The 25,378-nt window shown below is 67.3% G+C and carries 24 protein-coding genes and 1 pseudogene; 11 read left to right on the top strand and 14 right to left on the bottom strand.

Features of this window, described 5'->3' with window-relative positions; all coding sequences use genetic code 11:
* Positions 1–48 precede the first annotated feature (48 nt).
* Together eccE and mycP are read right to left on the bottom strand one after the other, a co-directional pair.
* Complete coding sequence (gene eccE / locus A5645_RS12055) at positions 49–1,437, bottom strand: type VII secretion protein EccE (protein WP_065129641.1); 1,389 nt, start codon at positions 1,435–1,437, stop codon at positions 49–51.
* Positions 1,434–2,774 carry a type VII secretion-associated serine protease mycosin gene (gene mycP / locus A5645_RS12050; RefSeq protein ID WP_065129655.1) on the bottom strand — a complete coding sequence of 447 codons (1,341 nt, stop codon included), beginning with the start codon at positions 2,772–2,774 and terminating at the stop codon, positions 1,434–1,436. The genes eccE and mycP overlap by 4 nt, the downstream gene beginning before the upstream one ends.
* Positions 2,775–3,132: 358 nt before the next feature.
* On the opposite strand from mycP, the gene A5645_RS28145 reads away from it, so the two are divergent.
* Positions 3,133–3,633, top strand: coding sequence for a hypothetical protein (locus tag A5645_RS28145; RefSeq protein WP_065129640.1), 501 nt, complete (start codon positions 3,133–3,135; stop codon positions 3,631–3,633).
* Between the two features lie 190 nt (positions 3,634–3,823).
* Here A5645_RS28145 and A5645_RS12040 read toward each other — a convergent pair whose 3' ends face one another.
* A complete protein-coding gene (locus A5645_RS12040) occupies positions 3,824–4,690 on the bottom strand; it encodes a hypothetical protein (RefSeq protein WP_065034306.1) in 867 nt (288 codons plus the stop codon).
* Between the two features lie 80 nt (positions 4,691–4,770).
* Between A5645_RS12040 and A5645_RS12035 the strand changes: the two genes are divergently transcribed.
* A complete protein-coding gene (locus tag A5645_RS12035) occupies positions 4,771–7,011 on the top strand; it encodes a molybdopterin-containing oxidoreductase family protein (RefSeq protein WP_081288305.1) in 2,241 nt (746 codons plus the stop codon).
* On the opposite strand, the gene A5645_RS12030 is transcribed toward A5645_RS12035, so the two are convergent.
* The 4 genes from A5645_RS12030 to A5645_RS12015 are packed head-to-tail and all read right to left on the bottom strand — an operon-like array spanning position 6,930 to position 10,804.
* Positions 6,930–7,436 carry a cupin domain-containing protein gene (locus A5645_RS12030; RefSeq protein WP_253866961.1) on the bottom strand — a complete coding sequence of 169 codons (507 nt, stop codon included), beginning with the start codon at positions 7,434–7,436 and terminating at the stop codon, positions 6,930–6,932. The two genes, A5645_RS12035 and A5645_RS12030, sit on opposite strands and share 82 nt — an antisense overlap.
* Before the next feature lie 10 nt (positions 7,437–7,446).
* Positions 7,447–9,132 (bottom strand): tetratricopeptide repeat protein, encoded by a 1,686-nt coding sequence (locus A5645_RS12025; RefSeq protein ID WP_065129639.1) that lies wholly within the window; start codon positions 9,130–9,132, stop codon positions 7,447–7,449.
* Positions 9,129–10,007, bottom strand: a complete 879-nt coding sequence (locus A5645_RS12020; protein WP_065129638.1) for an alpha/beta hydrolase fold domain-containing protein — start codon at positions 10,005–10,007, stop codon at positions 9,129–9,131. The genes A5645_RS12025 and A5645_RS12020 overlap by 4 nt, the downstream gene beginning before the upstream one ends.
* A gap of 5 nt (positions 10,008–10,012) precedes the next feature.
* On the bottom strand, positions 10,013–10,804 hold the full coding sequence (locus A5645_RS12015) for an enoyl-CoA hydratase/isomerase family protein (RefSeq protein ID WP_065129637.1): 792 nt from the start codon (positions 10,802–10,804) through the stop codon (positions 10,013–10,015).
* Positions 10,805–10,944: 140 nt separating this feature from the next.
* Here A5645_RS12015 and A5645_RS12010 point away from each other — a divergent pair, with 140 nt between their 5' ends.
* Positions 10,945–12,357 carry an NAD(P)-binding protein gene (locus tag A5645_RS12010; RefSeq protein ID WP_065129636.1) on the top strand — a complete coding sequence of 471 codons (1,413 nt, stop codon included), beginning with the start codon at positions 10,945–10,947 and terminating at the stop codon, positions 12,355–12,357.
* A gap of 7 nt (positions 12,358–12,364) precedes the next feature.
* Positions 12,365–13,120 carry an acyl-[acyl-carrier-protein] thioesterase gene (locus A5645_RS12005; RefSeq protein ID WP_253866960.1) on the top strand — a complete coding sequence of 252 codons (756 nt, stop codon included), beginning with the start codon at positions 12,365–12,367 and terminating at the stop codon, positions 13,118–13,120.
* Here the strand turns inward: A5645_RS12005 and A5645_RS12000 are convergent.
* A complete protein-coding gene (locus A5645_RS12000) occupies positions 13,117–14,091 on the bottom strand; it encodes an aldo/keto reductase (RefSeq protein WP_065129653.1) in 975 nt (324 codons plus the stop codon). The genes A5645_RS12005 and A5645_RS12000 overlap by 4 nt on opposite strands.
* 34 nt (positions 14,092–14,125) lie before the next feature.
* On the opposite strand from A5645_RS12000, the gene A5645_RS11995 reads away from it, so the two are divergent.
* The gene (locus tag A5645_RS11995; protein WP_155767975.1) at positions 14,126–15,427 is read left to right on the top strand and encodes an acyltransferase family protein; all 1,302 of its coding nucleotides are present in this window, start codon (positions 14,126–14,128) and stop codon (positions 15,425–15,427) included.
* A gap of 66 nt (positions 15,428–15,493) precedes the next feature.
* Positions 15,494–16,372: a universal stress protein gene (locus tag A5645_RS11990; protein WP_065129634.1), complete on the top strand. Its 879-nt coding sequence runs from the start codon at positions 15,494–15,496 to the stop codon at positions 16,370–16,372.
* Positions 16,373–16,391: 19 nt separating this feature from the next.
* On the opposite strand, the gene A5645_RS11985 is transcribed toward A5645_RS11990, so the two are convergent.
* Complete coding sequence (locus tag A5645_RS11985; RefSeq protein WP_081288306.1) at positions 16,392–17,024, bottom strand: TetR/AcrR family transcriptional regulator; 633 nt, start codon at positions 17,022–17,024, stop codon at positions 16,392–16,394.
* 113 nt (positions 17,025–17,137) lie between these two features.
* Between A5645_RS11985 and A5645_RS11980 the strand changes: the two genes are divergently transcribed.
* From A5645_RS11980 to mhpA, 3 genes are read left to right on the top strand one after another with little or no spacing between them, the layout of a single operon-like run.
* A complete protein-coding gene (locus A5645_RS11980) occupies positions 17,138–18,268 on the top strand; it encodes a VOC family protein (RefSeq protein ID WP_065129652.1) in 1,131 nt (376 codons plus the stop codon).
* Entirely contained in the window at positions 18,265–19,203 is a 939-nt protein-coding gene (locus A5645_RS11975; protein ID WP_065033850.1) for a fumarylacetoacetate hydrolase family protein, read from the top strand. The genes A5645_RS11980 and A5645_RS11975 overlap by 4 nt, the downstream gene beginning before the upstream one ends.
* Positions 19,200–20,768 (top strand): bifunctional 3-(3-hydroxy-phenyl)propionate/3-hydroxycinnamic acid hydroxylase MhpA, encoded by a 1,569-nt coding sequence (gene mhpA, locus A5645_RS11970; RefSeq protein WP_155767974.1) that lies wholly within the window; start codon positions 19,200–19,202, stop codon positions 20,766–20,768. Before A5645_RS11975 ends, mhpA begins: the two co-directional genes overlap by 4 nt.
* On the opposite strand, the pseudogene A5645_RS28695 reads toward mhpA, so the two are convergent.
* Positions 20,767–20,838 (bottom strand): annotated as a pseudogene (locus A5645_RS28695) (hypothetical protein); the annotation flags it as partial. The gene mhpA and the pseudogene A5645_RS28695 sit on opposite strands and share 2 nt — an antisense overlap.
* A gap of 122 nt (positions 20,839–20,960) precedes the next feature.
* Here A5645_RS28695 and A5645_RS11965 point away from each other — a divergent pair.
* Together A5645_RS11965 and mbp1 are read left to right on the top strand one after the other, a co-directional pair.
* The gene (locus tag A5645_RS11965) at positions 20,961–22,763 is read left to right on the top strand and encodes a thiamine pyrophosphate-requiring protein (protein ID WP_065129633.1); all 1,803 of its coding nucleotides are present in this window, start codon (positions 20,961–20,963) and stop codon (positions 22,761–22,763) included.
* A 143-nt stretch (positions 22,764–22,906) separates the two neighbouring features.
* Positions 22,907–23,140: a microaggregate-binding protein 1 gene (gene mbp1, locus A5645_RS11960; RefSeq protein ID WP_036359787.1), complete on the top strand. Its 234-nt coding sequence runs from the start codon at positions 22,907–22,909 to the stop codon at positions 23,138–23,140.
* Positions 23,141–23,200: 60 nt separating this feature from the next.
* Here mbp1 and A5645_RS11955 read toward each other — a convergent pair whose 3' ends face one another.
* The 4 genes from A5645_RS11955 to A5645_RS11940 are packed head-to-tail and all read right to left on the bottom strand — an operon-like array spanning position 23,201 to position 25,377.
* Entirely contained in the window at positions 23,201–23,893 is a 693-nt protein-coding gene (locus A5645_RS11955; protein ID WP_065129632.1) for an HAD family hydrolase, read from the bottom strand.
* 4 nt (positions 23,894–23,897) lie between these two features.
* Entirely contained in the window at positions 23,898–24,278 is a 381-nt protein-coding gene (locus A5645_RS11950) for a hypothetical protein (protein WP_231122941.1), read from the bottom strand.
* A 21-nt stretch (positions 24,279–24,299) separates the two neighbouring features.
* A complete protein-coding gene (locus tag A5645_RS11945) occupies positions 24,300–24,980 on the bottom strand; it encodes a UdgX family uracil-DNA binding protein (RefSeq protein ID WP_065129631.1) in 681 nt (226 codons plus the stop codon).
* A complete protein-coding gene (locus tag A5645_RS11940) occupies positions 24,964–25,377 on the bottom strand; it encodes a ChaB family protein (RefSeq protein WP_065129630.1) in 414 nt (137 codons plus the stop codon). Before A5645_RS11940 ends, A5645_RS11945 begins: the two co-directional genes overlap by 17 nt.
* Position 25,378: the final 1 nt, after the last annotated feature.

Here is a 25,378-nt window from a genome sequence, read left to right as displayed (position 1 = left end):
ATCGTCGCTGGAGGAGGGGGTTCCTGCACCAAAATTCTTGGATAACGCTTACTTAGGCAGCGCCAGTTGGAAGCGGCTTTCTTCGGGCGGGGAAATACGACGGATCGGCAACTCGCGGTGCCGCGGCGTACCGATGAGATTGTGGCGCAGGATCACTTTGTCGACGCCGGAATGCGGGCCCAGATAGGTCGTCGCATTCGGCCACGCCACCTTGGCCACCGGACCCACATGCGCGCCGATCAACCGGGCGAATTCTTCGAAGTGCGGGCCCACTGTCACAACCGCTCCCGCGGCCGCCGCGCGCACCACGAACTGGGCGAACGTTTGAGCGTCACCCAGGTTGAGGCTCACGTCGACGTCGTCGAACGGCATGTACACCGGGCACCGATGCACGGTCTCGCCCACCAGCACACCGGCCGATCCGATCGGAATCTGGCAGTGCCGGTTGGCGATCAGATTCTGGCCGGTCAACGCGGGCCGCTGTCCGCCATAAAGGCGGGAGAAGCCCCGCGGCGTCTTGGGCTTGCCCGCGGTGGTGAGCAGCACGGTGGTCTGTGGAGGCTGGCCCGGGGCGATCCGCACCCGGGTGATGGTGTGGTCCGCGCGCGCCGACCACCACAGGTCGGGGCCGCCCGGGGCGGTGTAGGCCGCGGTATAGGAGTCGCGGCCTTTGATCATCGACCACTTTTCCCGGACGAAACCGATGTCGGTGGCGTGGTCGTAGTCGTCAAAGCTGCGCCCGCATACCGCGTCGACGCCATGGGCGGCCAGGTTGTCGGCAATTCGCGTCGCCGAGGCAACGAGGTAGCGCGCCAGGCCCGCCACACCCTCGTCGCGGCGCTGTGCCGATTTGCGGGTGCGTTCGGGGTCGGCCCGCAGCATGATCCAGGTGCGACGGCTGGCGGGGGCCGGGTCACCGCCAATCACCTGCTGGTAGAGGTTCACCACTTCGGGTGCGGCGGTATTGCCCACCCGGAAGCCGGCCGACACGATGTCGGCTTCCAGATCGGGGCAGTGCACCGACAGCAGTTGCTCGAGCAGGCGCGTGTCCACCACGTCGTCGGTGTGGGCCTGCCCGTTGACGATGACCGTGGGAGTGAACGGTCGCGGCTTGAGTTCGATGACCGCGATCAGGTGGTTGCGCCGCCACCGCACCGCGACGTGGTCGCCCGGTTTGACCGTGGCGCCGACCTCGGGCTCGGACGGCACGTCCGGTGGCTTGCGGTGCCGTCGCAGCCAGGCGAATACCGTTGCCACCCAACCGGTTAACCGACGACCGAAGAACGTGACGAACGCGACTATCGCGCCTACCGCCACCAGGGCGATGCCCGCCCACCAATAACGGGTGGGCAGGAACACCAGAATCGCCGCCGGGGTCAACACCGCCCAGATCAGCGTGTGCCCGGTGCTGAATTTCAACCTGATTGGGCTGCTCATCGGCGCCTCAATGCCCGCGCCGTCAACGCGCCCAGTCCGATGGCGATCAAGAGTCCCCCGATGGCCAGTGCGACCGCCGTGATCGGCCCCCGGTCGGGGGCCGGTGCCATGACCGGCGGTGGCATCCGCCGCACGTTGTATGGAATCGTCGTCCGGCCCGGCGGGATGTCCCAGGTGAGGGCCGCAACGGCGTTGATCACGCCCTCGCCGACGAGGTTGTCGGTGCCGCCGCCGGGGTGCCGTGCGGTGGACTGGATGCGGTTCTTCACCTGTGCCGCGGTGAGGTCGGGAAACCGTTGGCGAATCAGGGCCGCCAGGCCGGAGACGTAGGCTGCGGCGAACGACGTGCCCGCGATCGGCACCGGGCCTTCCTTGCCCTGCAGAGCGTTTACCGGCTCGCCGCGATCGCCCAGGCTCTCGATGTTCTCGGCCGGCGCGGCGACGTTCACCCATGGACCGTGCATGGAGAACGAGCTGGGCACCCCGGTTTGGCCGATCCCGCCCACCGTCATCACCAGGTCGCCGTACCAGGCTGGGGTCACGACGGTCTGCACCTTGTTCCAGCCCCGGGGGTCCGACGGCGTGGCCGCGTCGGGCAGCGGATTCTGGGCGCAGTCGCCGCCGGTGTTCCCCGCCGCGGCGACGATCACTGCGTTCTTGGCGTTGACCGCGTAGTCGATGGCCGCTCCCAGGCTCGCCTCATCGATCGGCCGGCTGACCTTGTAACAGGCCGCCTCGCTGATGTTGATCACCCCGGCGCCCAGGTTGGCGGCGTGCACCACGGCCCGCGCCAGGCTGCGGATCGATCCGGCGGCGGGGGTGGCGTTTGGGTCGTTCGGGTTGGGTTGGGAGCCGACGGGTTCGAACGCCTCGGACGTCTGGCGAATGGAGAGCAGGCGGGCGTCGGGGGCGACGCCGACGTACCCGTCGGTGGGTGCGGGGCGGCCGCCGATGATGGCCGCGGTGAGGGTGCCGTGGGCATCGCAGTCGGACAGCCCGTTGCCGGCCTGGTCGACGAAATCGCCGCCGGGCTCCGCGGGGACGCGGGGTGAGGCGTCCACACCGGTATCGATGACAGCGACCGTCACTCCGGCGCCGGTGGCAAATTTGTGCGCTTCGGTCACGCCGATGTAGGAGTTGCTCCACGGCGGGTCGTGGAAGCTGGAATCCGGCAGGACCGTCGGGCCCGAACACTGCACTCGCTGTTCGGTGGGTTGATCGGGTCCGGTGACGTCCGACGGCAACGCTCCCGGATCGATCGGCGGTGGAGTGATTGCGAGTGCCGGCGGCGCGGTCAGCACGGCTAGCGCCACCGTCATCACCAAGATCCGGTGCACCCCGGAATCACTCCGTTCATCGAATTCGTGCGGCGTGTCGATCTGCCAGCAGTTTAGACGTAACGGGTGCGTAAACGGCGCCATTCGGATGGGGTGGTTCGGGCGGGAGGTTAACGACGGCAGGCAGGCGTCTCCCCTCGCGCGGCTACCTGAGTTCGGTGCCTGTGACGTTCCCGCGATATCGGCTGGTGATGCGTGAAAGTTGTTGCATTGCAGCTTTTGACGCTCTTGCTGTCGGGTGGCTCGCCGGCGGAGGCCCGGGGTGGCCCGGCAAAGATGGACATCCCGGAACTTCGCGCGGAGAATCAGCTATTCAGCAACAGTGACGGGGGCTCGACGGATCTCCGGAGAGGGACCCATGCTCAATAAGATCATCGGACCACTGATCGTCGTCCTCATCGGGCTGTGCGCACTAGGCTTCGGCATCGCCTTCGCCACGGAAAAAGTCCCGGAATGCGACGGGAAGATGATGCACAGAGCCGACACTTGCAGGCAACCCAAGCGCGGCACCAACACCTACGACGAGCAGCTCACTGCCGACCACAGCATGGGACTGGTCATGGTCGGGGGCGGCGCCGCGGTGATGATCGGTGGCGTCGTAAAGGGGATCCGAAACTACCGGCGCCGTCCCGGAGTGCCTCGACAACAGGCTTCGGGCGGTGCTCACTATTACGCCCAGTCGGGCGGCCCGTCGCACTACCCGCCGCCCGGTGTGCCGCAGCAATACCCGCCGCCCAGCGGACCACCGCAGTACCCACGGCCCGACAGTCCACCGCGCTATCCGCCGCCGCAGTATCCACCGCCCGGCCCGCCGCCGCGATATCCACCGCCGCGATATCCACCGCCGGGCCGAGGCTGAGTCCACACCACTACCGCCGGCACGCAATCAGAGATCAGTCAGCGCAAGGCTTTACGCGCATCCACGATCCCGAGCCGGGGGCCTCGACGGCCCCCTCGGCGAACGCGCCGACTGGTGGTGGTACGACCCCTACGAACCCAAACCACCGACCAACAACTAGCCGGTGCAAAACGCCACGCGGTGGCGCGGCTCAGGCCACCACGTCGAACACGGCGGCTGCAGAGGTGATCGCCTTGTCGGCATTCCCCTCGTCGTGCAGAAGCATCCGCACGCCGACCCGCCCGGACCCGCCGACGTGCGCGGTGCCCTCGGCCCGGAACGGGCCTACCTTGCCGCGCGACATGAACATCACATGCCAACTCATCACCTGCACCCGTTGCGTCCCCGCTGCCGACGCGGCTAGGTCGGTCGCCGCGGTTTCGAGGACCACGTGTTGCGGGCCGATGTGCAATGCTGCATCGGGCGAAGCGAATTCGGCGCTGAGCGCGGGCAGCACCCAGTGCCCGTCGGCTCGTTTGGCGGCACCGAAGGCCTCCCAGAGCGGCGGCAGGTCGGGCGAATCCTCGATCACCAACTCGGTCCCGGACACATCCATCCGGTCCAGCCCCTCGGGCGGGATGCCGATGATCGCGCCCTGACCCTCGTTGAACGCGATCACCCGGTCCGGGTTGTCCGCATCCACGATCTTGCAGCGCCCGTAGCCCATGGTGCGACCCTGATGCACGATGCCCGAGTCGACAATCTCGACCCTACTGACGTCATACCCCGGGTCGATGATCTGCACCGAGGCGATCACCGGATTCGGCACCGCCACCATGTCGGTCTGGCACCCCTCCGGCGAGGAAATAGCAAGCGGTGCAACCATTATGCCGCCCGCCTCGGTGCGCATGTCGCGGCGGATGGTGACGGTGTTGTCCACCTCACCGAGATCCATCGACGAGTGTTTGCGGCCGATGTAGCGGTAACTGAGCAGTCCGGTCCAGCGCCGGTACAGCTCATCCCGATACGCCTCGGTGTCACCGGCCAGCTCCCGGATGTCGCGCAGTTGGTCACTCATCTGTCGGACTCTACGCCGCTGAGCTGCCGCGATCCTCGGCAGACCTATACAAAAATGGGTGTAAATGTCACGCTGTGACGATGGCAGGACACCAGCAGGTGGACCCGCGGACGGTCTTTACCTTCTGCCGCTATTGCCTGGCCTCGTGCGGCATCGAGGTCCATGTCGAGGACAACCGGGTGCACAAAATCTCGGCGGACAAGCAGAACCCGCACAGCTGGCAGGACTTCTGCGCCAAGGGCCGCAACGCCGCCCAACTCGTCGAGCATCCCCAGCGCATCCGCACTCCCCTGCGGCGGGTCGGGGACCGGTACGTGCCGGCGTCCTGGGAGGAGGCGATCTCCGACATCGCCGCCCGGATGACGGCACTCATCGACGCGGACGGCCCAGATGCCGTCGGCGCCTACTACGGGAACCCGGCGGGTTACAGCTCATCGAACCTGATCTTCATGAACGGCTGGCTGGACGCCGTCGGCACCCAGAACCGCTATGCGGTTGGCTCGGTCGACCAGAATGCGCTGCACGTGGTGGCCGAGGCGATGTACGGGTCGGCGATCATGGTGCCCGTTTCCGACATCGACAACTGCGACTATTTCCTGCTGGTCGGTACCAATCCCGCGGTGAGCGCTTGGAATTGGGTGGAAAGCGCGCCCGGAGGCTGGAAGCGGGCACTGGCGCGACAGCGCGACGGCGCCACCATCGTCGTCGTCGACCCGTTGCGCACCGAGTCCGCCGACAAGGCTGACGTCCACCTCGCGGTGCGACCCGGCCAGGACTGGGCGCTGTTGCTCGCCATGGTCAAGGTCATTCTCGACGAGCGGCTCGAGCATCCCGGCGATTGTGCGCAATTGACCTCCGGCATGCCGGCCCTGCGAGCACTGGTGGCCGAGGCCGAACTCGACGACCTGGCCCACCGTTGCGACATCCCGCGCGGGCAAATCGAAGTCACGGCAAGGGATTTCGCGACCGCAAAGTCGGCGATGGCGGTGACCCGCACCGGCGTCTCACTACATGTGTCCGGGACCGTGGGCGAATGGCTCGGGCACGTGCTCAATGTGATCACCGGACGCATGGACCGCCCCGGCGGCCGGCGCTTCGAACCCGGCTACATCGACGCGCTGAAACTGGCCGCCGCCGCCAAGCCCTCCGAACACCGCAGCCGGCTGACGGGCCGGGCGATGGTGGCCGGGGCGCACGCGCTGAGCGAATTACCCGCCGAGATCACCACGCCGGGCCCCGGGCAGATCCGCGCCCTGGTCATCAACTGCGGCAACCCGGTGGTCTCCGGCCCGAACGGGGCCGCCCTGGATCGGGCGCTGGCGCAGCTGGATCTGCTGGTGGCCATCGACTTCGTTCAGCGCGAAAGTCACCGCCACGCCCACTGGTTGCTACCGGCGGTGCATTGGCTCGAGCGTGACGACCTGCTGGCCCTGACCAGCAATCTGCACGACGAGCCCTACGTGCAGTACGGCGTGCGGGCGGTCGATCCGCCGCCGGACGCACGCGAGGAATGGCGCATCTTCGTCGACCTGGCGCTGGCGATGAACGTCCCGCTGTTCGGCGTCAAGGGCGTCAACGCGTTCGTGAAGGGCAGTCGACGGCTCGCCGCGATGACGGGCCGGCCCGCAATGGAGTTCTCGCCGCACTGGATTAACCGCCTGGTCATCGCCATGTCTCGAAAGGTCAACGGCCACAGACTGAAATGGCGCGACCTGCTGGCACACCCGCATGGCATGGTGCTCGGTCCGCGAGAGTACGGGCACTTTGTCAAAGCGCTGCGCACCGACGACAAACGCGTGCGCATCGCTCCCGCCGAGTTGGTGGCGCGGGCTCGGGAGCTGCTGGCGGCGCCACCCCCGCAAGCGCCGGAAGCCTACCCGTTCCAGATCGGCAACCGCCGCCACCGCCATTCGATGAACTCGTTCCTCAACGACCTGCCCGGGCTGCACCCCGGCGGCAAGGGCAGCACGGTGCTCATTCACCCCGCCGACGGGGCCGTCCTGGGGATCGGGGACGGCGACCTGGTGCGGGTGTCCTCCCCCGTCGGCGCGGTCGAGGTGCGGGCGTCGCTGAGCGAGCGAACCCGGCGCGGGCTGGTGGTGCTGGACCACGGCTGGGGGTCAAGGGTTTTCGACCCGCAGGATGGCGCGGCGCCGCAGTCCTTCGGCGTCAACCGGAATCTGTTGATCGACGGCGAACCTGTGGATCCGCTATCCCAGACACCGGCGCTGAGTTCGGGCTACGTCGCGGTCGCGCTCTGTGCGACACCGAAGCAGATGACGCTGAGCCGGCAACCCGCCGGGCCGGTTCGCCAGGCATGATCCACGCCGGTGACCACCGCGGTGTCGCCGGCTTCCAGCGGGTGCGGGCCGTCGTCGAGAATAAGCTCCACCGAGCCGGACACCACCAGATCGAAATCGACCGTATCGGTGTGGTGCATCGAAAACTCCACTCCCGGGCCGTAATCGATCATCTTCCAATTGACCGCGCCCGGTGGCACGCCCAAGTCGAGGGTGTCCGCGGCGCGGCCGCCGGTTGAAATCCCCGGCGAGGGCGTGTCATACAGCACCGAGAACAAGATGCCCTCGTAACCGGGAAAGCCGGCCAGGGTGACCGGGCCGTCCTGCGTGGCGCAGGACCGACCCGCGGCATCGACACCGGTGATCAGCAGTCGTCCGCCCGCGGCGGACGGCGGCTGGGCCCCGTCGGGCAGGGATACAAAGTTGCGCGCCTGGTCCTCTGACATGCCGGAAACTCTAGTCCCGCGGCCCTCGTTCATCGCAGCACGGCGCGACGTCGAGCCGGCACGCGCAGGACGCACGGACCGGCACATCGGCGCGGGCCGCGGCCAGTCTGAGCTGTTGCCCGACGATGGCGGCTTCGTCACTGCGGCCGAGGCGCTGCAGGCACTCGTGGTAGCCGTGCAGGCTCCATACATTGCCCGGGTGCTGGCAACACCGGGCCAGTGTCGGGTCCAGGCCCAGGTCGGCCGCATACACTGCCGCGGCCTCCTCGATGCGGCCCTGCTCGAGCAGCAGCGCCCCGTACGCGTGCCGCGTCGGCTGCATCCACCCCCACGGCTCGTCGTAGGGCAGCGCGTCGTCGAGCTGGATCGCGCGCCCTAGGTGAGTGAAGGCCTCATCGAAACGCTGTTCGCGGTAGGCGATTTCGCCGTCCAGCATGGCCGCCCCCACCGCGAGGATGTCCCGGGCGCTGTTGTTGAACAGGTAGCGGGATTCCGGTATGCGATCGTAGGCAGCGTGGAACGCGGCGCGTTCGGCACGCGCCCGCTCCAGCTGGCCGGTGGCGGCCAATGCCACTCCACGCCCGTAATGCATCGTCGCGGCGGTGCTGCAGTAGAGCTCTTCGTCATCGGGCAGGCGCTGCGCGATCAACTCGTCCCACCGGCCGAACCGCACCAGCACGTGGGTGCGCAGCGGCACGAACGCTTCCAGCCAGTCGGCCATCGGCGGGGATTCGATGGACAACAACTCGGGTGTCAGCTGCCCGGCGAGTTCGTCGGCGGCCCGCAATGCGGTTTGCGACTGTCCTTGCAGCATCGCCGAATACACGATGAAGTGCAGATCGTGCGCACGGTAGAGCGAATAGAAGTTGAACGGTCCCCGCTGCGCGACGAAACGCCGGTCCGCTTGCACCGCATCCTGATTGGCCACCACCGAGCTGCGGTAGTCGCCGCACAGCACGTCGATGTGGCTCGGCATGTGTTGCAGGTGACCGGCATCGGGCACCAGGCCGCGTAACAGGTCCGCCGCCGGCAGCGCGTCCTCCGGTGTCGGGGACATCTCCATGGTGTGCAGATACAGGTGCAGGATCCCGGGATGAGTGCGTCCCGCCGGCCGGGCCAGCGCCTTTTCCAGCAGCCGTTTGGCGTCCAGCACCCGGGAGCCCGGCGCGGGCTCTCCAGTGCAGGTGTCCCACAGCGCCCACGCGGTGACGTTGACCAGGGCGTCGGCGGCCAGGGCCTGCACGTCGATGTCGCTCGGAAAGGCCGCCGCCAGCACCGACATCGCGTCGGCGTAGGCGACTCCACCGGCGACCAGGGCGTCGGGGTTCTCCGGGTCAGCGGTGCGGAACCGGGCCCACAGCGCGCTGATCAGATCGTGTTCGACCTCGCTGACCCGGCCCCGCTCAGCCAGCGTCAACTCGGCACGCGCGCGGGCCAGGGACGTCTTCCGGTCGACCGGGTCGAACGCCTCCCACGCTTTGTTGTAGTTGGGCCCAACCGCGTAGGCGATGCCCCAGCGGGCGATGGCCAGATCCGGATCAAGCTCCACTGCCCGCTCGAAACAGGCAACAGCCTCTTCATGGTTGAACGCGTATGCCCAGACCAGTCCCCGGTCGAACCACACCTGCGCCTGCGGGCAGGGCGTCCGTACCGGCCGGTGATAGGAACCGAGGTCGAAGTAGTCGTCGTCCGTCATGCCCGGGTCAGGCTCTCGACGATGACCGCCCGCGCTGCCCGGGCTTCCGGGATCGGCATCAGCGGATAGACGTGCAACAACGCCGGCTCCTCGTGGAAATCGACGTCCACGCCTGCGGCAGCGGCCTTTTCGGCCAGCAGCCGGGCATCGGGGTTCAGGATGTCCCGGGTGCCGGTGAAGATCGTCAGCGGGCCCAGACCGGCCAGGTCGCCCGCCAGCGGGCTGACCCGCGGGTCGTCCACGGGCCATTCGCCGCGCCATTGGTCGGCGAACACCCGCAGCGCGTCGCGCCCCAGCCAAGGGTCATCCGAGACCGCCGCGATGTCCGGGTTGTCCAGGGAGAGGTCCACCACGGGCGAGATCAGTACGGCCCTTGGGACGATCACATTGTGATCGTCGCGCAACACCAGCGCCGTCGACAGCGCGATCTGCCCACCCGCCGAATCCCCGACCAAAGCAACGCCGGGTTTCTCCAGCGCCAGTTCGACGATCGTCGGCAACACATCGGCCGCGGTGGCCGACGGCACCAGCGGGTAGATCGGGACGAGCACTTCGGCTCGGGCGCTGACCGCCATCCGCGCCGCCAATTGCCAGTGCTGAGGCGTGATCTCGTTCACCCACGCGCCACCGTGCAAATACAAGACCGCCCGATCGGGCTCGTGATCACGCGGCCGCACCGTGTAGATCGGCCAATCGTTTCGCCGTTCCAGCGCGATCTTCACCTCCGGGCGCAGCCGCGGCGGCGGGGCGAACAGCTGCGGGTGCCGGGCACGTTGTTCAATGTGCGCGCGGGCCGTCTCGGCGCTCGCGTACGCGCGGCCCCGGCCCATCAGGCGCAGGACCGCGGGCATCGCCCGGCTTCGCCAACTGGCCATCGCTTCTACTCCCCCGCCGTCCCAGTCCAGCGCGGCTGCCGGCGTTGCAGGAACGCCTCGACTCCTTCGCGGGCGTCCGGGCTGCCCATCACCCGGTGATGCAGCTGCGTCTCCAGGTCGGCGACCTGGCGCGCCGTGTAGCCGTTGATCATCGTGTTCCACAGCAGTCGCTTGCTCAGCGCCGCCGACATGGGTGCGACGTTGACGGCGATGTCGCGGGCTACCGCCATGGCGTCGTCGAGCACCTGAGCCGCGGGCACCGAGCGCGAGGCGATGCCCAGCGCCGCGGCCTCCGCGCCGTCAAAGGTGCGGCCGGTCAGCAGGAGATCGGCCGCCACGGCCCCACCCACCAGATGCGGCAACGTCCAGTGCGACATACAGTCCGCGACGACACCCCGGCGGACCTGCGCCACAGCATATTTCGCATCGCGGGCCATGATACGGATGTCGGCCTGCAGCGCGATGGTCAGCCCGATCCCGATGGCGTGTCCGTTGACCGCCGCGATCACCGGCGTGTGCAGTTCGAACGCGGCGGGATCGGTCGGCGAGGCGGTGAAGGCGCCGTCGGATGGCGTGTCGAAGGGATTGGTGCCGGTGCCGAAGTCCGCGCCGGCACAGAATGCGTCGCCCGCGCCGGTCAGGACGATGGCCCGCACCGCATCGTCCTCGTCGCACCGCCGGTAGGCCCGGTTGAGCAGCTCGCCCATTTGCGCGGTGTAGGCGTTGCGCCGCTCCGGCCGGTTGAGGGTCAGCACCGCGACACCGTCGGCGATCGCGACGGTGAGATCGGCTCCCATGCTGGGCAAACTTACCCGGTTGGACCCTCGGCGATGCCGCCAACCGAACCACACGGCGAAATACCGGCCCTGAAATCGCAGGCAGGCACGGCTGGCGAAGTAAAGCCGTCTATGGTGGCGCCCATGAGGGAGTGCACGCAATGACCGGCAGTGTCCAGAAGTTGGACACCGATTACCTCGTGATCGGCGCGGGGGCCATGGGAATGGCGTTCGCCGACACGGTCATCACCGAATCCGAGGCAAGCGTCGTGATCGTCGACCGCGCCCACCAACCGGGCGGGCACTGGACCACCGCGTACCCGTTCGTGCGGCTGCACCAGCCGTCCGCCTACTACGGCGTCAATTCAAGACCGTTGGGCAACAACACAATTGACATCGTCGGCTGGAATCAGGGACTGAATGAGCTTGCCCCCGTAGGCGAGATCTGCGCCTACTTCGACGCCGTCATGCAGCAGCAGTTCCTGCCGACCGGGCGCGTCGAGTACTTCCCGATGAGCGACTACCTCGGTGACGGCCGGTTCCGGACCCTGGCGGGTGCCGAATACGTCGTCGACGTCAAGCACCGCATCGTGGATGCCACCTACCTGCGGGCCGTCGTGCCGTCCATGCGGCCCGCGCCCTACGACGTCGCCCCCGGGATTGACTGCATCCCCCCGAACGAGCTGCCGAAGTTCGGCGCACGCGAACGGTACGTGATCGTTGGCGCCGGCAAGACCGGCATGGACGTCTGCCTGTGGCTGCTGCGGCACGGAGTCGACCCCGACCGGCTGACCTGGATCAAGCCCCGCGACTCCTGGCTGATGGACCGGGCCACCCTGCAACCCGGGCCGTCGTTCATCAAGCAGTTCCGGGACAACTACGGCGCCCAACTCGAGGCGATCGAGGCCGCCACTTCGGTCGAGGATCTGTTCGACCGGCTCGAAGCGGCGGGCACCCTGCTGCGCCTCGACCCCACGGTCCGGCCCCTGATGTACCGGTGTGCCACCGTGTCGCAGCCGGAATTCGAGCAGCTGCGCCGGATCAAGGATGTGATCCGGATGGGGCACGTGCAGCGCATCGAGCCCACCGCGATCGTGCTGGACGAGGGCTGCGTCACCTCCTCGCCGTCGGCGCTGTATATCGACTGCACCGCGGACGGAGCGCCGCAGTGTTCGGCGACACCGGTTTTCGACGGCAACCGGATGACCCTGCAGGCGGTGCGGGGTTGCCAGCAGGTGTTCAGCGCCGCGTTCATCGCCCACGTCGAGTTCGCCTATGACTCCGATGAGACCAGAAACGAACTCTGCAAGCCGATTCCGCATCCGGACCGCGACGTGGACTGGCTGCGGCTGACCCACTCCGACTTGCAGAACTTCCGGCGCTGGCTCGACGATCCGGACCTGACCGATTGGCTGAGCTCCGCGCGGCTGAACCTGCTTGCCGAGTTGCTGCCGCCGCTGTCGCACAAGCCGCGGGTGCGCGACCGGGTGGTGTCGATGTTCCAGAAGAAACTCGACACGGCCAGCGAGCAGCTCGAGCAGCTGCAAAGCGATGCCGCCGCGGTCTCACGCTAGGAGCGCCGTGTCCACCAATCCCGATCTGACAGCACCGCTCGTCCGGGTACCCGACGAGGGGTACGTCTATCAAACCGGTTGGCGGCTGGCCACTTCCGACATCGACGAGCACCGCCGGCTGCGCCTGGACGGGGTGGCCCGCTATATCCAGGAGGTCGGGGCCGAGCATCTGGCCGACGCGGACCTGGCTGAGGTCCATCCGCACTGGATCGTGCTGCGCACGGTCATCGACGTCATCGAGCCCATCGAGATCCCCAGCGACATCACGTTTCGCCGCTGGTGTGCGGGGCTGTCCAGCCGGTGGTGCAACATGCGCGTGCAACTCGAGGGTTCGCAGGGCGGGCGCATCGAGACCGAAGGCTTCTGGATCTGCATGAACAAGGACACGTTGACGCCCTCGCGGCTCACCGACTACTGCATCGAACGGTTCGGCAGCACCACCGACAACCACCGGCTCAAGTGGCGGCCCCAGGTCACCGATCCGCTCGACGACCCGGTGACCACGCCGTTTCCCCTGCGCCGCACGGACATCGACCTTTTCGAGCACGTCAACAACACCATCTACTGGCACGGTGTGCACGAGATACTGGGCCAGCTGCCCGAATTGGAGAGCAAGCCCTACCGCGCCGTGCTCGAACACCGCAGTCCGATCAAGTACGGCGAGCCGTTGACCATTCGCTCGGTCAACCGCGGTGACTCCGTGCTGATGCATTTCACGGTCGGCGAGGATGTCCGCGCGGCGGCGCTGGTGCGCAGCATCTAGTCCCGGTCGATCCACTGCAGCTGGGCCGCACTGTGGTGCTCCCCGGCTGCGGGCAGCAGGTCGTCCAGCCGGGCGACCTGCTCGGCGGACAGGTGGACGCCGTCGGCGCCGGCGTTCTCCTCGACGCGCACGACCCGCTTGGTGCCCGGTATCGGGACGATGTCGGGTCCCTTGGCGAGTAGCCAGGCCAGGGCGACCTGCGCCGGGGTGGCGCCGACGTCGTTGCTGATCTCCGTCAATTGATCGACACTGCGCAGGTTGTGCGCGAAGTTCTCGTCGATGAACCGCGGGTTGGTCTTGCGGAAGTCGGTTTCGGGAATGGCGTCGGTGGAACGTATTGCGCCGGTGAGAAATCCGCGGCCCAGCGGTGAGTACGCGACGAATCCGATGCCGAGTTCACGCAACAACGGCAACACCGCCGCCTCGGGATCTCGCGTCCACAGGGAGTATTCGGACTGAACGGCGGTAATCGGGTGCACGGCGTGCGCACGCCGGATGGTCTGCACGCCCACCTCGGACAGGCCGATGTGCCGAACCTTGCCGGCCGCGACCAGCTCCGCCAGCGCCCCGACCGTGTCTTCGATCGGTGTTCCGCGGTCGAGCCGATGCTGGTAGTACAGGTCGATGTGGTCGGTCTGCAGCCGTTGCAGGGAGCCGTCGACGGCGATGCGGATGTTGTCTGGGCTGCTGTCCAGGCCGCTTCGGCCGGTGTGCGAGATCATGCCGAACTTGGTGGCCAGCACCACCTGATCCCGCCGGCCCCGCAGCGCGCGGGCCAGCAACTCCTCATTGCGGTACGGGCCGTACACCTCGGCGGTGTCGATGAGCGTGATGCCCAAATCGATCGCGCGGTGCACGGCCCGGATCGATTCGGCGTCGTCGCTGCCGGCGCCGGCGTACGCCGCGGACATGCCCATGGCGCCCAGTCCGATCCGTCCGACGTGCAGGTTTCCCAGCTGAGCCCGGTCCATGGGCCCATTGTCCACGCTGGGTAACGTCGCGCTGGTGACCGATACCGATACGACGCGACCGGCCCGCGACGTCGCGGTCGATTTCCTGCGCTCATCGGGTGTGGTCCTGATCGTGCTGGGGCACTGGATGGCGTCCTCGCTGACCTACCGGAACGGCAGCTTCGGCCGCCAGAACCCGCTGGTCGACCAGCCCTGGACACAGTGGTTGACGTGGGCGTTCCAGGCGGTGCCCACGTTCTTTCTGGTCGCCGGTTACGCCACCGCGGTGTCGTGGGCGCACCGTAGCGGCGACGCTGGCTTCTCGAGTCAGACCTGGCTGCGGCATCGGCTGGCCCGGGTACTGGGTCCCACCGCCGTGTACGTCGCCGCCGTCCTGATCGTCGTCGCGGTGCTGCAGGCCACTGGGGTGGCGCGGTCGGCACTGCAGTATGCGGGATGGGCGGTCGCGTTGCAGTTGTGGTTTCTGGCGGTCTATTTCGTGGTGGTCATGCTGACGCCGGTTGCGGTTGCCGCCCAACGCCGTTGGGGGCTGTGGCCATCGGTCGCTTTGGTGGTGGGCGCTGTTGTGGTCGACGTGGCCGCGATCGGTTTCGGGGTTGGGTATGTCGGCCTGCTGAATTACGTGTTGTGCTGGGGCGCCTTTTACCAGCTCGGGATATCTTGGCGGGCTGGGGATTTGGGCGGTAAGAGACCGGTGCTGCTGGCCGCTGGGGCGGGTATGGCACTTGCTCTGCTGGTAGGGGTGGGCCATTACCCGGTCAGCATGATCGGCGTGCCCGGCCAGCAGGTGCAGAATACGACGCCGCCGACGGTTGCGCTGCTGGCGTTCGGTTGCACACAGATCGGTATCGCCACCGCGCTCGCGCCGTGGCTCAACCGGGTGCTGCGCCGGCCGGCCGTGCGGCGCGCGGTGTCCCTGGTCAACGACAATGTGATGGCGCTGTACCTATGGCACATGGTGCCAGTGGTGATCGTCGGCATCGTCGGTTACCCCACCGGACTGTTTCCGCAGCCCGACCAGGGGACCCTGGCGTGGTGGCAGTTCCGGCTGGTGTGGATCGCCATTCTCGTTGCGGTCACCGCGGTCGAGTTGACGCTGTTGTGGTGGGGCCGTGCCGTTTTCGCGGCGCCCCTGCCGTTCCTGAACACACCGGTCCGCGCGGGATGGACCGCCGCGGCGTTGCCGGCGGGCGCGGCACTGGCGGTCTTCGGGCTGGCGTTGTTCGCGGCCCGGGGCTTCGCGCCCGACGGCCGGTTCCCCTGGCTCAGTGCACTGGCGTTCGGTCTGGGCACGGTTTTGGTTGCGGCAAGGGCCGAAAGACCACCATATGAGTGACTAAGTCCTCGTGGGAACGGCGCACCGCACACCATAGTGTGCGAAGCGGCAGGAAGGGAGCCACGTATGACAGAGGTCCACGGGGATTCAGGGATCATCGTCGGCGTTGACGGCTCACGCGGTTCGAAGGTCGCGGTGCAGTGGGCCGCACGCGACGCCGAATTGCGCAATGTGCCGATGACATTGGTTCACGTTCTGCCTCCGGTGGACGGTGAGCAGCCCGAATTCGTGCGGCGCCTGCTCGACGACGCGGCGCGGATAGCGAGAAAGAGTTGCCGCTACGGCCCGGTCCGGATCGACTGCGAAATGCCCCGGGGAAGAGTGGTTTCCACCATGGCCAGGATGTCGAAGAGCGCAGAGCTGGTGGTAGTCGGATGCCTGGGCACAGGTACGTTGCGCGGTCGGCACCTGGGTTCGGTGAGCGCCGGTCTAATCCACGACGCGCATTGTCCGGTGGTGGTCCTGCACGACGACGTGCAACTGGATGCCCAGGCGGCGCAGAAGCGGGTGGTGGTCGGAATCGACGGGTCACCCGAATCGGAAGCAGCGATCGGGATCGCCTTCGACGAGGCATCACGACGGCGAGTGGGGCTGACGGCAATCCACACCTGGAAGCCCGTGAGCGTGTTCGACGACATTGTCAGCTTCCCTGGCCCGGGCTGGCCGGCGTTGCGGGCCAAAGAAGACGAGATCTTGTCCGAACGGCTGGCCGGTTGGTCGGAGCGGTACCCCGACGTCGATGTCGACCGGATCGTCGCCCGCGACGATCCAGTCCCGCAACTCGTCAACGCCTCGTTGTCGGCCCAATTGGTGGTCGTCGGCGGTTGCGGCAGTGGCGGACTCGCGGGGATGCTGTTTGGCTCGGTCAGTGCCGGCGTAGTGCTGCTGGCCCACGTACCGGTGATGGTGGCGAGGTGCACACGAACTCGAGCACGTCCGCGTTGATCGTCTCGGCGTCTGTGCGTCAGCCCGCCGCGAAGTCCGGCAGCGGCCGCCGGCAAACGGCGTGCGCCTCCTCGGCGGTCAGCCCGAACAGCCGCAGCACACTCTCGGTGGCGGTGTCCGCGGCCTTTGCGCCGTCGCGCTGCGGATCGTTGCGCAACAGGGCTCCGAGACCCAACAGCGCCCCGCCGGCGATGGCCAGGGCGAGCTCCGCGTCGTCGATGGTGAATCGGCCGGATGCCATGCCCGCCTTGATGTCTCGCAGCGCGCGAGGCGCCAGGCCACGGTCAGAGGACAACAGCCTCAGCCCGCTGGCCAGCAGGATCTCGCTCTCCTGCGGTCGCTGACGGAACATCCGGCCGGTGAGCCGGAAACTGGTCGCGAACGTTTCGGCGGGATCCTCGATGGCTGAGGTCAGCCGGTCCAGCAGCGCCCCGTGCGCATCGAGCACGTCGGCGACCGCTGCCTCGAACAACTGCTCTTTGCTGTCGAAGTGGTTGTAGAAGGACCCCATGCCGACATCGGCCGCCTGGGTGATCTCCAGTACGGGCACGTTGACCTTGCCCTCGGCGATCAGGTGTTGGGCGGCTTTCACCAATGCCGACCGGGTGCGCTGTTTGCGCCGTTCCAAACGACTGGTGTTGTCACTCGGCATCGTCACCAGAGCAGTATGCCTCACTTTTGAGGAAATCGTCAGACACTGTTGACGCGGACCACCGGCATATGTGACGATTTCGTCAGTTCCTATCGAGAGAAGTGATACACGTGATCGGCACCCAGGCGGACGCGCACCGCGACTTGCATAGTGAGCAGGGCGCCCGCCCCGGTGAACACACCGGTCGGTCCCGGAACCCGGTGATCAAAGTCGCCGACATCGCCTGGCTGGAGTTCGAGAAGCCGGATGTGCGGCGATGCGAGGCGTTCGCGCGGGCCTTCGGCTTCCAGACGGCGCATCGCGGTCCCGACCGACTCGCATTGCGCGGCACTGACGCCGGAGCCCCGTGCGTCATGGTGCGGCGCGGACCGCGCTCGCGCTTCGCCGGCGTGGCGTTTCGCGCGGGCGACGAGGTCGACGTGCTGCGACTGGCCGAAAAGTCGGGCATCACCGCCCGTCCGCTGCCCGAAGCGATCGGCGGAATAGCGGTCGACCTGACCGACCCCAGCGGAACTCCGGTCCGGGTGGTGGCCGGATTGCACGAACTGCCTGCGGTGCCGGCCCAGCAGCCGCACACCTTCAACTTTGGCTCAGAGCTGTTGCGCGCCAACGCAACCCAGCGGCCAGCGCGGGTGCCCGCCCGGGTGCAGAGACTCGGCCACCTGGTAATGCAGTCGACCAGGTATCTGCAGACCCTAAACTGGTACCTGGACAACCTGGGCATGATCGTCAGCGACTTCCAGTTCTTCCCGGGCCAGCGCGAACGCGGCCCGACCATGAGTTTCATCCGTTGCGACCGCGGCTCGACACCCGCCGATCACCACACCCTGGCGCTGGCCTTGGGCCCGGCCAACCGCTACCTGCACTCGGCCTACCAGGTCAGCGACCTCGATGCGCTGGCCGCGGGCGGCGAATACCTCAAGGAGCGCGGCTATCTCAGGTCCTGGGGCATCGGCCGGCACATCCAGGGCAGCCAGATCTTCGACTACTGGCGCGATCCGGATGGCTTCCTGGTGGAGCATTTCACCGACGGCGACATGTTCGACAACACGCTGGAGCCGGGCTGGGCGCCGTTGACCGCATCGGGTCTGGCGCAGTGGGGGCCGCCGGTGACCAGGGACTTCCTCGGCACCGACGCGAAATCGGCGCGCCGCGAAGCGCTTACGATGATCGGCGCGCTGCGCCGTGGCAACGAATTCGATTTCAACCGGCTTGTCGGTCTACTGAAGGTGACCACCGCATGAGCATCTCCGTCCTGCACACCGCCGATGCCTGGTGGGTCGAAACACCAGCCGGCGCAACCAGGATCGCCACCGACGCGACCACCACCGCGCAACTGCTGGCCGATCGCGCCGCGATCGAAGCCGCGCTCGCCGGCACCGACACGGTCGCCGTCGAGACCCTGGACCTCGTCTCTCCGGTAACCCGCCCCTGCCGGGTGGTCGCCCAGATGACGAACTTCGAGTCGCACGTCAGGGATGCCGGGATGGACCCCGCCTCGATTCCGTTGACCTTCTTCCGGAAGGCGTCGGCATCGATCAGCGGCCCGTTCGCCGACATCGTCAAACCGGCGCACGTCCAGTTGCTCGACTACGAGGTGGAGATCGGACTGGTGATCGGGCGTCCAATCCCGGTGGGCGCCAGCATCACCGACGCGAACCTCGGCGAACTCGTCGCCGGGCTGGTCGTCACCAACGACGTGTCGGCACGCGACATCCAGTTGCCGCAGACCCAGTTCTACGAAGCCAAGTCCTACCCCACGTTCACCCCGGTCGGGCCGAAGCTGGTACTGCTGGATGCCGCGGAGCTCAGCCGCTTCGGTGATCTGCGGCTGCGGCTCAGCGTCAACGGATCCGAACGGCAGAACGCCCTCGTCGAGGGCGACATGCTGTACCGCCCGCTGCAGGCGCTGCAATCGCTCACCCAGTTCCAGGAGCTTGCCCCCGGCGATCTCATCCTGACCGGCACACCGGTGGGCACCGCGCTGAGCGCACCGCCCAAGCCGGTGGAAATGATCGCCAATCTGCTGCCGCCGGCCGTCAAATGGAAGGCGTTCTTCAAGCGGCAGGCCGGCAATCGGAAATACCTGCAGGACGGCGACGTCGTCGAGGCCTCGGTGGCCACCGACGACGGCGCGATCGACCTCGGAACCCAGCGCACCACAGTGCGATACCCGTGACGCAGCAGGTTCCCGTCGTCATCGTCGGTGCCGGGCCTACCGGCATCGTGGCGGCAACGTTGTTGGCGCAGTATGGCGTTGAGTCCCTCGTCCTCGAACGCTGGCCCGGCGTGTACCCGCAGCCGCGGGCGGTCCATCTGGACGACGAGATCTACCGCATCCTCGCCCACCTCGGCATCGCCGAGGAGTTTGCGGCGATATCGCGGCCCACCCTGGGCCTGCGGCTGCTGGACTGGCAATTCAACGTGCTGGCCGAGTTTCACCGCGACACCGCGCGCAGCGACCACGGCTACCCCCAGGCCAACATGTTCGACCAGCCGGAGCTGGAATGTCTGTTGCGGCGAAACCTTGAGCGTTATCCCGGCGTGGAATTACGCGGCAACTGCGACGTCACCGCGGTTCGCGCCGAAGGCGACCGGACGCGGGTCACGTTCACCGACCGAACCGACGACAGCGTTCACCGCGTCGATGCGGAGTACGTGCTGGGCTGCGACGGCGCCAACAGCGTGGTGCGTGCCGAAATGGGTTCCCGCATGCAGGATTTGAGGTTCGAACAGCGCTGGCTGGTGGTGGACGTCGCGACCGAGGCCGACCTGGGCCAGTGGGACGGGGTCTACCAGGTCTGCGACCGCGTCCGCGCCGGCACCTACATGCGCATCGGCGCGAACCGCTACCGCTGGGAGTTCCGGTTGGTCGACGACGAAAGCGCCCGCGACTTCGGCACGCTCACCACGCTGCGGCCGCTCATCGCACCCTGGACCGCCGACGTGCCGGAAAGCGAGTTGACGCTGCTGCGGGTCGCCGAGTACACCTTCCGCGCGCAGATCGCCGACCGCTGGCGTCGCGGCAACATCTTCCTGCTCGGCGATGCGGCGCACCTGACTCCCCCGTTCATCGGGCAAGGCATGGGCGCCGGGGTTCGAGACGCGATGAACCTGGCCTGGAAGATCGCCGCCGTGCGGCGCGGGACGCTTAACGCCGACGCCCTGGACAGCTACGAGCAGGAACGCAAGTGCCACGCCCGTGCGCTGATCAGGCTGGCCCTGGCGATCGGGTGGTCGATGACCGGGGGCGGCAGGGTCGGCGACCGGGCCCGCCGGTACATACTGCCGCGGCTGCGGTTCATTCCCGGGCTGCGCGAGAAGGTCGTCGACTCGACGACACCGGCCCTGCGCCGCTCGGCGCTGGTGCACAAGTCGCTGCGCGGCGGGCCACTGTGCGGGGCGTTGTGCCCGAACGCGGTGGTGGCCGCCGACCGACGCTTCGACGACGTCGCCGGCGGCGGTTTCGCGGTGATCACCCGGGCCGCGTTGGCCGCGGACCAGGAAGAGCTACTGCGCTCTCACGATGTGACGATCGTCTGGACGCGGCCGCACGACGAGCTGGATGAATGGCTACGTCGTGGACGGGCTCAGGCTGCGCTGGTGCGTCCAGACCGGACGGTGCTGCGCGCCGCCCGGGACGTCAGTGAGCTGTGCCGCTGGTATTCGCACCGGTTTCGGCCGGGGCAAGGGGCGCGGCAAGGTGCCGGGGCAGCACTGCCAGCATTGGGAAAGTGTCGGTAGTCGGTACACCCTTGGGGTACCCCGCGCGCAGAAAGCTCAGAACCTTCGCAACGGCGTCACCAACCAACATCTCCACTCCTTGCGCAATGAGTTCCCGATCACATCGCGACAGACCGAATTCCCGCTATTCGACTGATCAAACCCCGCCAACGGGGGTAACCGCGACCGATAACCGGAACCCGGAGGGTGGCCATGACGACGACTGTCGGTGATTTTCTGCTGCAACGCCTGCGCGATTGGGGGGTCGCGCGCGTCTTCGCGTACCCCGGGGACGGGATAAACGGCCTGCTCGCGGCGTGGGGACGGGCCGACAATGAGCCCACGTTCATCCAGGCGCGGCACGAGGAGATGGCCGCCTTCGAAGCGGTCGGTTACGCCAAGTTCAGCGGCGAGCTGGGCGTCTGTGCGGCCACCTCCGGCCCCGGCGCCATCCACCTGCTCAACGGGCTCTACGACGCCAAGCTGGACCGGGTGCCGGTGGTGGCGATTGTCGGCCAGACCGAACGCACCGCGATCGGCGGCTCATATCAGCAGGAAGTCGACCTGATGAGCCTGTACAAGGACGTGGCCAGCGACTACGTCCAGATGGTCACCGTGCCCGAGCAACTGCCCAACGTGCTCGATCGCGCCATCCGCACCGCGTTGACCAGGCGAGCCCCGACGGCCGTGATCATCCCCGCAGACGTGCAGGAGCTCGAATACCAGCCGCCGGCGCACAAATTCAAGATGGTGCCGTCCAGCCTGGGCTTCCAGCAGCCCGTCGTCGAACCCTCTCGCGCGGGACTGCAACAGGCCGCCGAGGTGCTCAACGCCGGCGAGCGCGTCGCGGTGCTGATCGGATGCGGGGCCCGTGGCGCGGTCGCCGAGGTCAGCGAGCTCGCGGACGTGCTGGGCGCCGGCGTCGCCAAAGCGCTGCTCGGCAAGGACGTGCTCTCCGACGAATTGCCCTGGGTGACAGGCTCGATCGGGCTGCTCGGGACGCGTCCCAGTTACGAGATGATGCGCGACTGCGACACGCTGCTGACGATCGGATCGAGTTTTCCCTACTCGCAGTTCCTGCCGCCGTACGGCGGTGCGCGCGGCGTACAGATCGACATCGACCCCACGCTGATCGGGATGCGCTACCCGAACGAGGTGAACCTGGTCGGCGACGCCGCCGCGACCGCCCGCGCGCTTCTGCCTCTGCTGCAACGCAAATCCGACCGGAAGTGGCGAGAGACCATCGAGCGCAACGTCGTCCGCTGGTGGGAAACCATGGCGATGGAAGCCGGCGTCGCCGCCGACCCGATCAACCCGATGCGGTTGTTCGCCGACCTGTCGCCGCAGCTGCCAGACGACGCGATCGTCACGGCGGATTCGGGATCGGCCGCGAATTGGTATGCGCGACAACTCAAATTCCGCGGCAACATGCGCGGGTCGCTGTCCGGGACGCTCGCCACGATGGGTCCCGCGGTTCCGTACGCGATCGGCGCCAAGTTCGCCCACCCGGACCGACCGGCGATCGCTTTCGCCGGTGACGGGGCGATGCAGATGAACGGGCTGGCCGAACTGATCACCATCGCGCACTACTGGAAGCAGTGGACGGACCCGCGGCTCATTGTCGCCGTCCTGCACAACAACGATCTGAACCAAGTGACCTGGGAGATGCGGGCCATGGGTGGCGCGCCGAAATTCGCTGCGTCCCAAACTCTTCCGGAAGTCGACTACGCCGCCTTCGCCGCCAGCCTGGGGCTGGGCCACGCCACGCTGCGCGATCCCGACCTGATCGCACCGGCGTGGGAGCGGGCGCTGCACGCGGATCGTCCGACGGTGCTCGACGTCTATTGCGATCCGAATGTGCCGCCAGTCCCACCCCACGCGACCTTCGAACAGATGAAGAGCGCCGCCAGCGCCGTCGTGCGCGGCGACGAGGATGCGCTCGGCATTCTGAAAGAGGGCGTGAAGATCAAGGCCCAGGAGTTTCTCCCCCATCGGGGCAGGAGCGGACGCCAGTGACCCAACCCACAGGTTTGAGTATCAGGCGCATCGGAAACCCTGTTCTCGCGGGGGAAATGTACGCAACGTACAGACCCTGTTGGCTGAGCGCGGACGAAAGCGCACGGTCGCCATGTAGGTGATTACGCACGCAGGAGGAATTCATGGCCGACAAGAGTGGACCCCAGGAAGGCGTCGAAGGCGTCGTCGAGGGCGTTAAGGGCAAGGCGAAGGAAGTCATCGGCGCCGTGACGGGCCGCGACGACGTCAAGCGCGAGGGCCAGGCCCAGCAGGACAAGGCCGACGCGCAGCGCGACGCTGCTAAGAAGGAAGCGGAAGCCGAGTCGGCTCGCGGTGGCGCCGAAGCCGCCGAGGAGCGCCAGAAGGCGAACCAGTAGCTTGTAACCGAAAGGGGCCCAGTCCGGAACGGACTGGGCCCCTTTCGTTTTGGTCGTGAGTTACCGAGCTGGATCGCGGACCAGCCGCCCGATCGCCGATTCGTCCAGATGCTCCAACAAGTCACGGGCGTTCTCGAAAACCTCGATCGCGCCGGCATCTCGGAGTTCGTCGCGGGATACGCCGCCGCTGAGCACTCCGATGCACGGCAGGTCGGCTCGGACGCATGCCTCGGCATCCCAGATGGCGTCGCCCAAAAAGACCGCGCGTTCGGCGGGAACCCCGGCTCGGTCCAGGGCGACCTGGATGATGTCCGGCTTCGGTTTTGCGGTGTCCACGTCGTCCGCCGACGTGATAGCAGCGACCAGGTCGTCGCTGTCAAGCGTCTCACGTAGCAGTTTCAGCTCGTCCTCGGGCGCCGACGTGGCGAAGACGACTTTGAGCCCGAGTTCGGCGACGCGCTGTAGCAGTTCGCGCGCACCCGGAAGCGGCTGCAACAGGTTGGCCGTCTCCTTGTAGTACTGAGAATGCAGATCTTTGAGGCGCTTCTGCTGGTCCTCGGGAGCGTCGTCGGACAACGCTTTCACCAGGGTGGACCCGTCCATCCCGATGGATCGATGGATGCGCCAGGCTTCCACCCCGATACCTACCTCGGCGAACGCGCGCTGCCAAGCGTCGATGTGCAGATAGTTCGAGTCGACTAGGGTGCCGTCGATGTCAAAAAGCACCGCGGCATCGATGTTGTTGCCGGCCAACGGATCAGAAGAGGATTGCGATGGCGGCGAAGTCGGCCAGCAGCAATGCCAGGCCGACCAGCGGGACGATGTAACCGCGGCGGCGGAAGGCGGTGAAGAATGCTGCGATGATGGTCAGCCCCGCGATTACCGGGGCGCCGTACAGCAGCACGCCGTACACCAGGCCGCTCGGACCCAGTTCGGGGCACTGCGCACCACTGCACGCGGCGAAGCTCATGGCCGCGCCGACCGCGAAGATCGCGATGAGCACTGCCGCCGGGATCGTCAGCAGGGACAAAATCCAATTCACGACCGCTCGGCGGCCGCGGCTGTGATCGTGCGTGTGCGGTGGTTGAGCGGTCTGGTCAGGCACCGCCCGGGTAGCTTCTTGGCTGTGCAGGCTCATCGGTTTTGACTACCCATGTGGTCAGGACCGAAACATGGCCGGCAGCGCGTCGGCGGCGCCGCGCAGATCAGCGACGAACGCTTCGTAGTTCTCCTGCCGACGGTCACTTTGATCCCGCAGCAGCGACGAGGGATGGACCGTCGCCATGACCAGCGGCTCCGGCTCGACCTCGAGGTCCAGCGCTGCCGGCAGGCGCAGCCGCTCACCCCGGTGCGCGGTGACACGAAAGGTGCTGCCCAACAGCGACTGTGCGGCCGTTGCACCCAGGCACACGATGACTTGGGGCCGGAGCGCCTGGATTTCGGCAATCAGCCAGGGCTGGCAGGCGACGACTTCGATACGGCCCGGCTTCTGGTGAATGCGCCGCTTGCCCTGCCTTTTGAACTTGAAGTGCTTGACTGCGTTGGTCTGATACGTCAGCGCCGGGTCCAGGTCGGCGTCCGACAGTGCGCGCACGAGGAGCCGACCGGCGGGGCCGACGAACGGTTGGCCCTCCTGGTCTTCCCGGTCGCCGGGCTGCTCGCCCACCAGCATCACCGGCGCTTCGGCCTTGCCGTGCCCGAACACGGTTTGGGTGGCATCCCGATACAGCGTGCAACCCCGGCATCCGCCGGCCGCATGCTCCAGTGAGCTCAGCCCACGGTCCTCCGGCAGGTAGCGCTGCGCTCCGGGAACATCGTTCTTATCAACGCCTTTGGGCACGGCGGTTTTGCTTCTTGATCGCTTCGACGAGTTCGGACTTCGTCATCGTGGAGCGGTCGTGCACATCGAGTCGCCGTGCGACCTCCAGCAGATGCTTCTTGCTGGCGTTGGCGTTGACGCCCTCCTCGGACGGCTCTGGGTTGTTGAGGCCACCGCCCTCGGCCCGCTTGTCCGAGGGGCCCTTCTCTTCCTTGGCTTCCCAGTGGTTGCCGACCTTCTCATAGCTGTGTTTGACAGCGGCGTAGGCGACGCGGTGCGCGCGCTCCTCGCTGCCGTACTGCTCGGCGGCAGCGTCATGCGCCTTGGCGAACGTCCGCTGCGCCTTGGCACTGGATTTTCTTAACGTGCTGGGCAATTCGTCTTTCTTGGCCGCACCGCTCTTCGTCGTCTTCGGCATG

This window comes from Mycobacterium asiaticum, assembly GCF_001673635.1.
Taxonomy (GTDB): Bacteria; Actinomycetota; Actinomycetes; order Mycobacteriales; family Mycobacteriaceae; genus Mycobacterium; species Mycobacterium asiaticum_C.
Note: the sequence above shows the minus strand (reverse complement) of the source record. Positions and strands in the feature narration are given on the sequence as shown.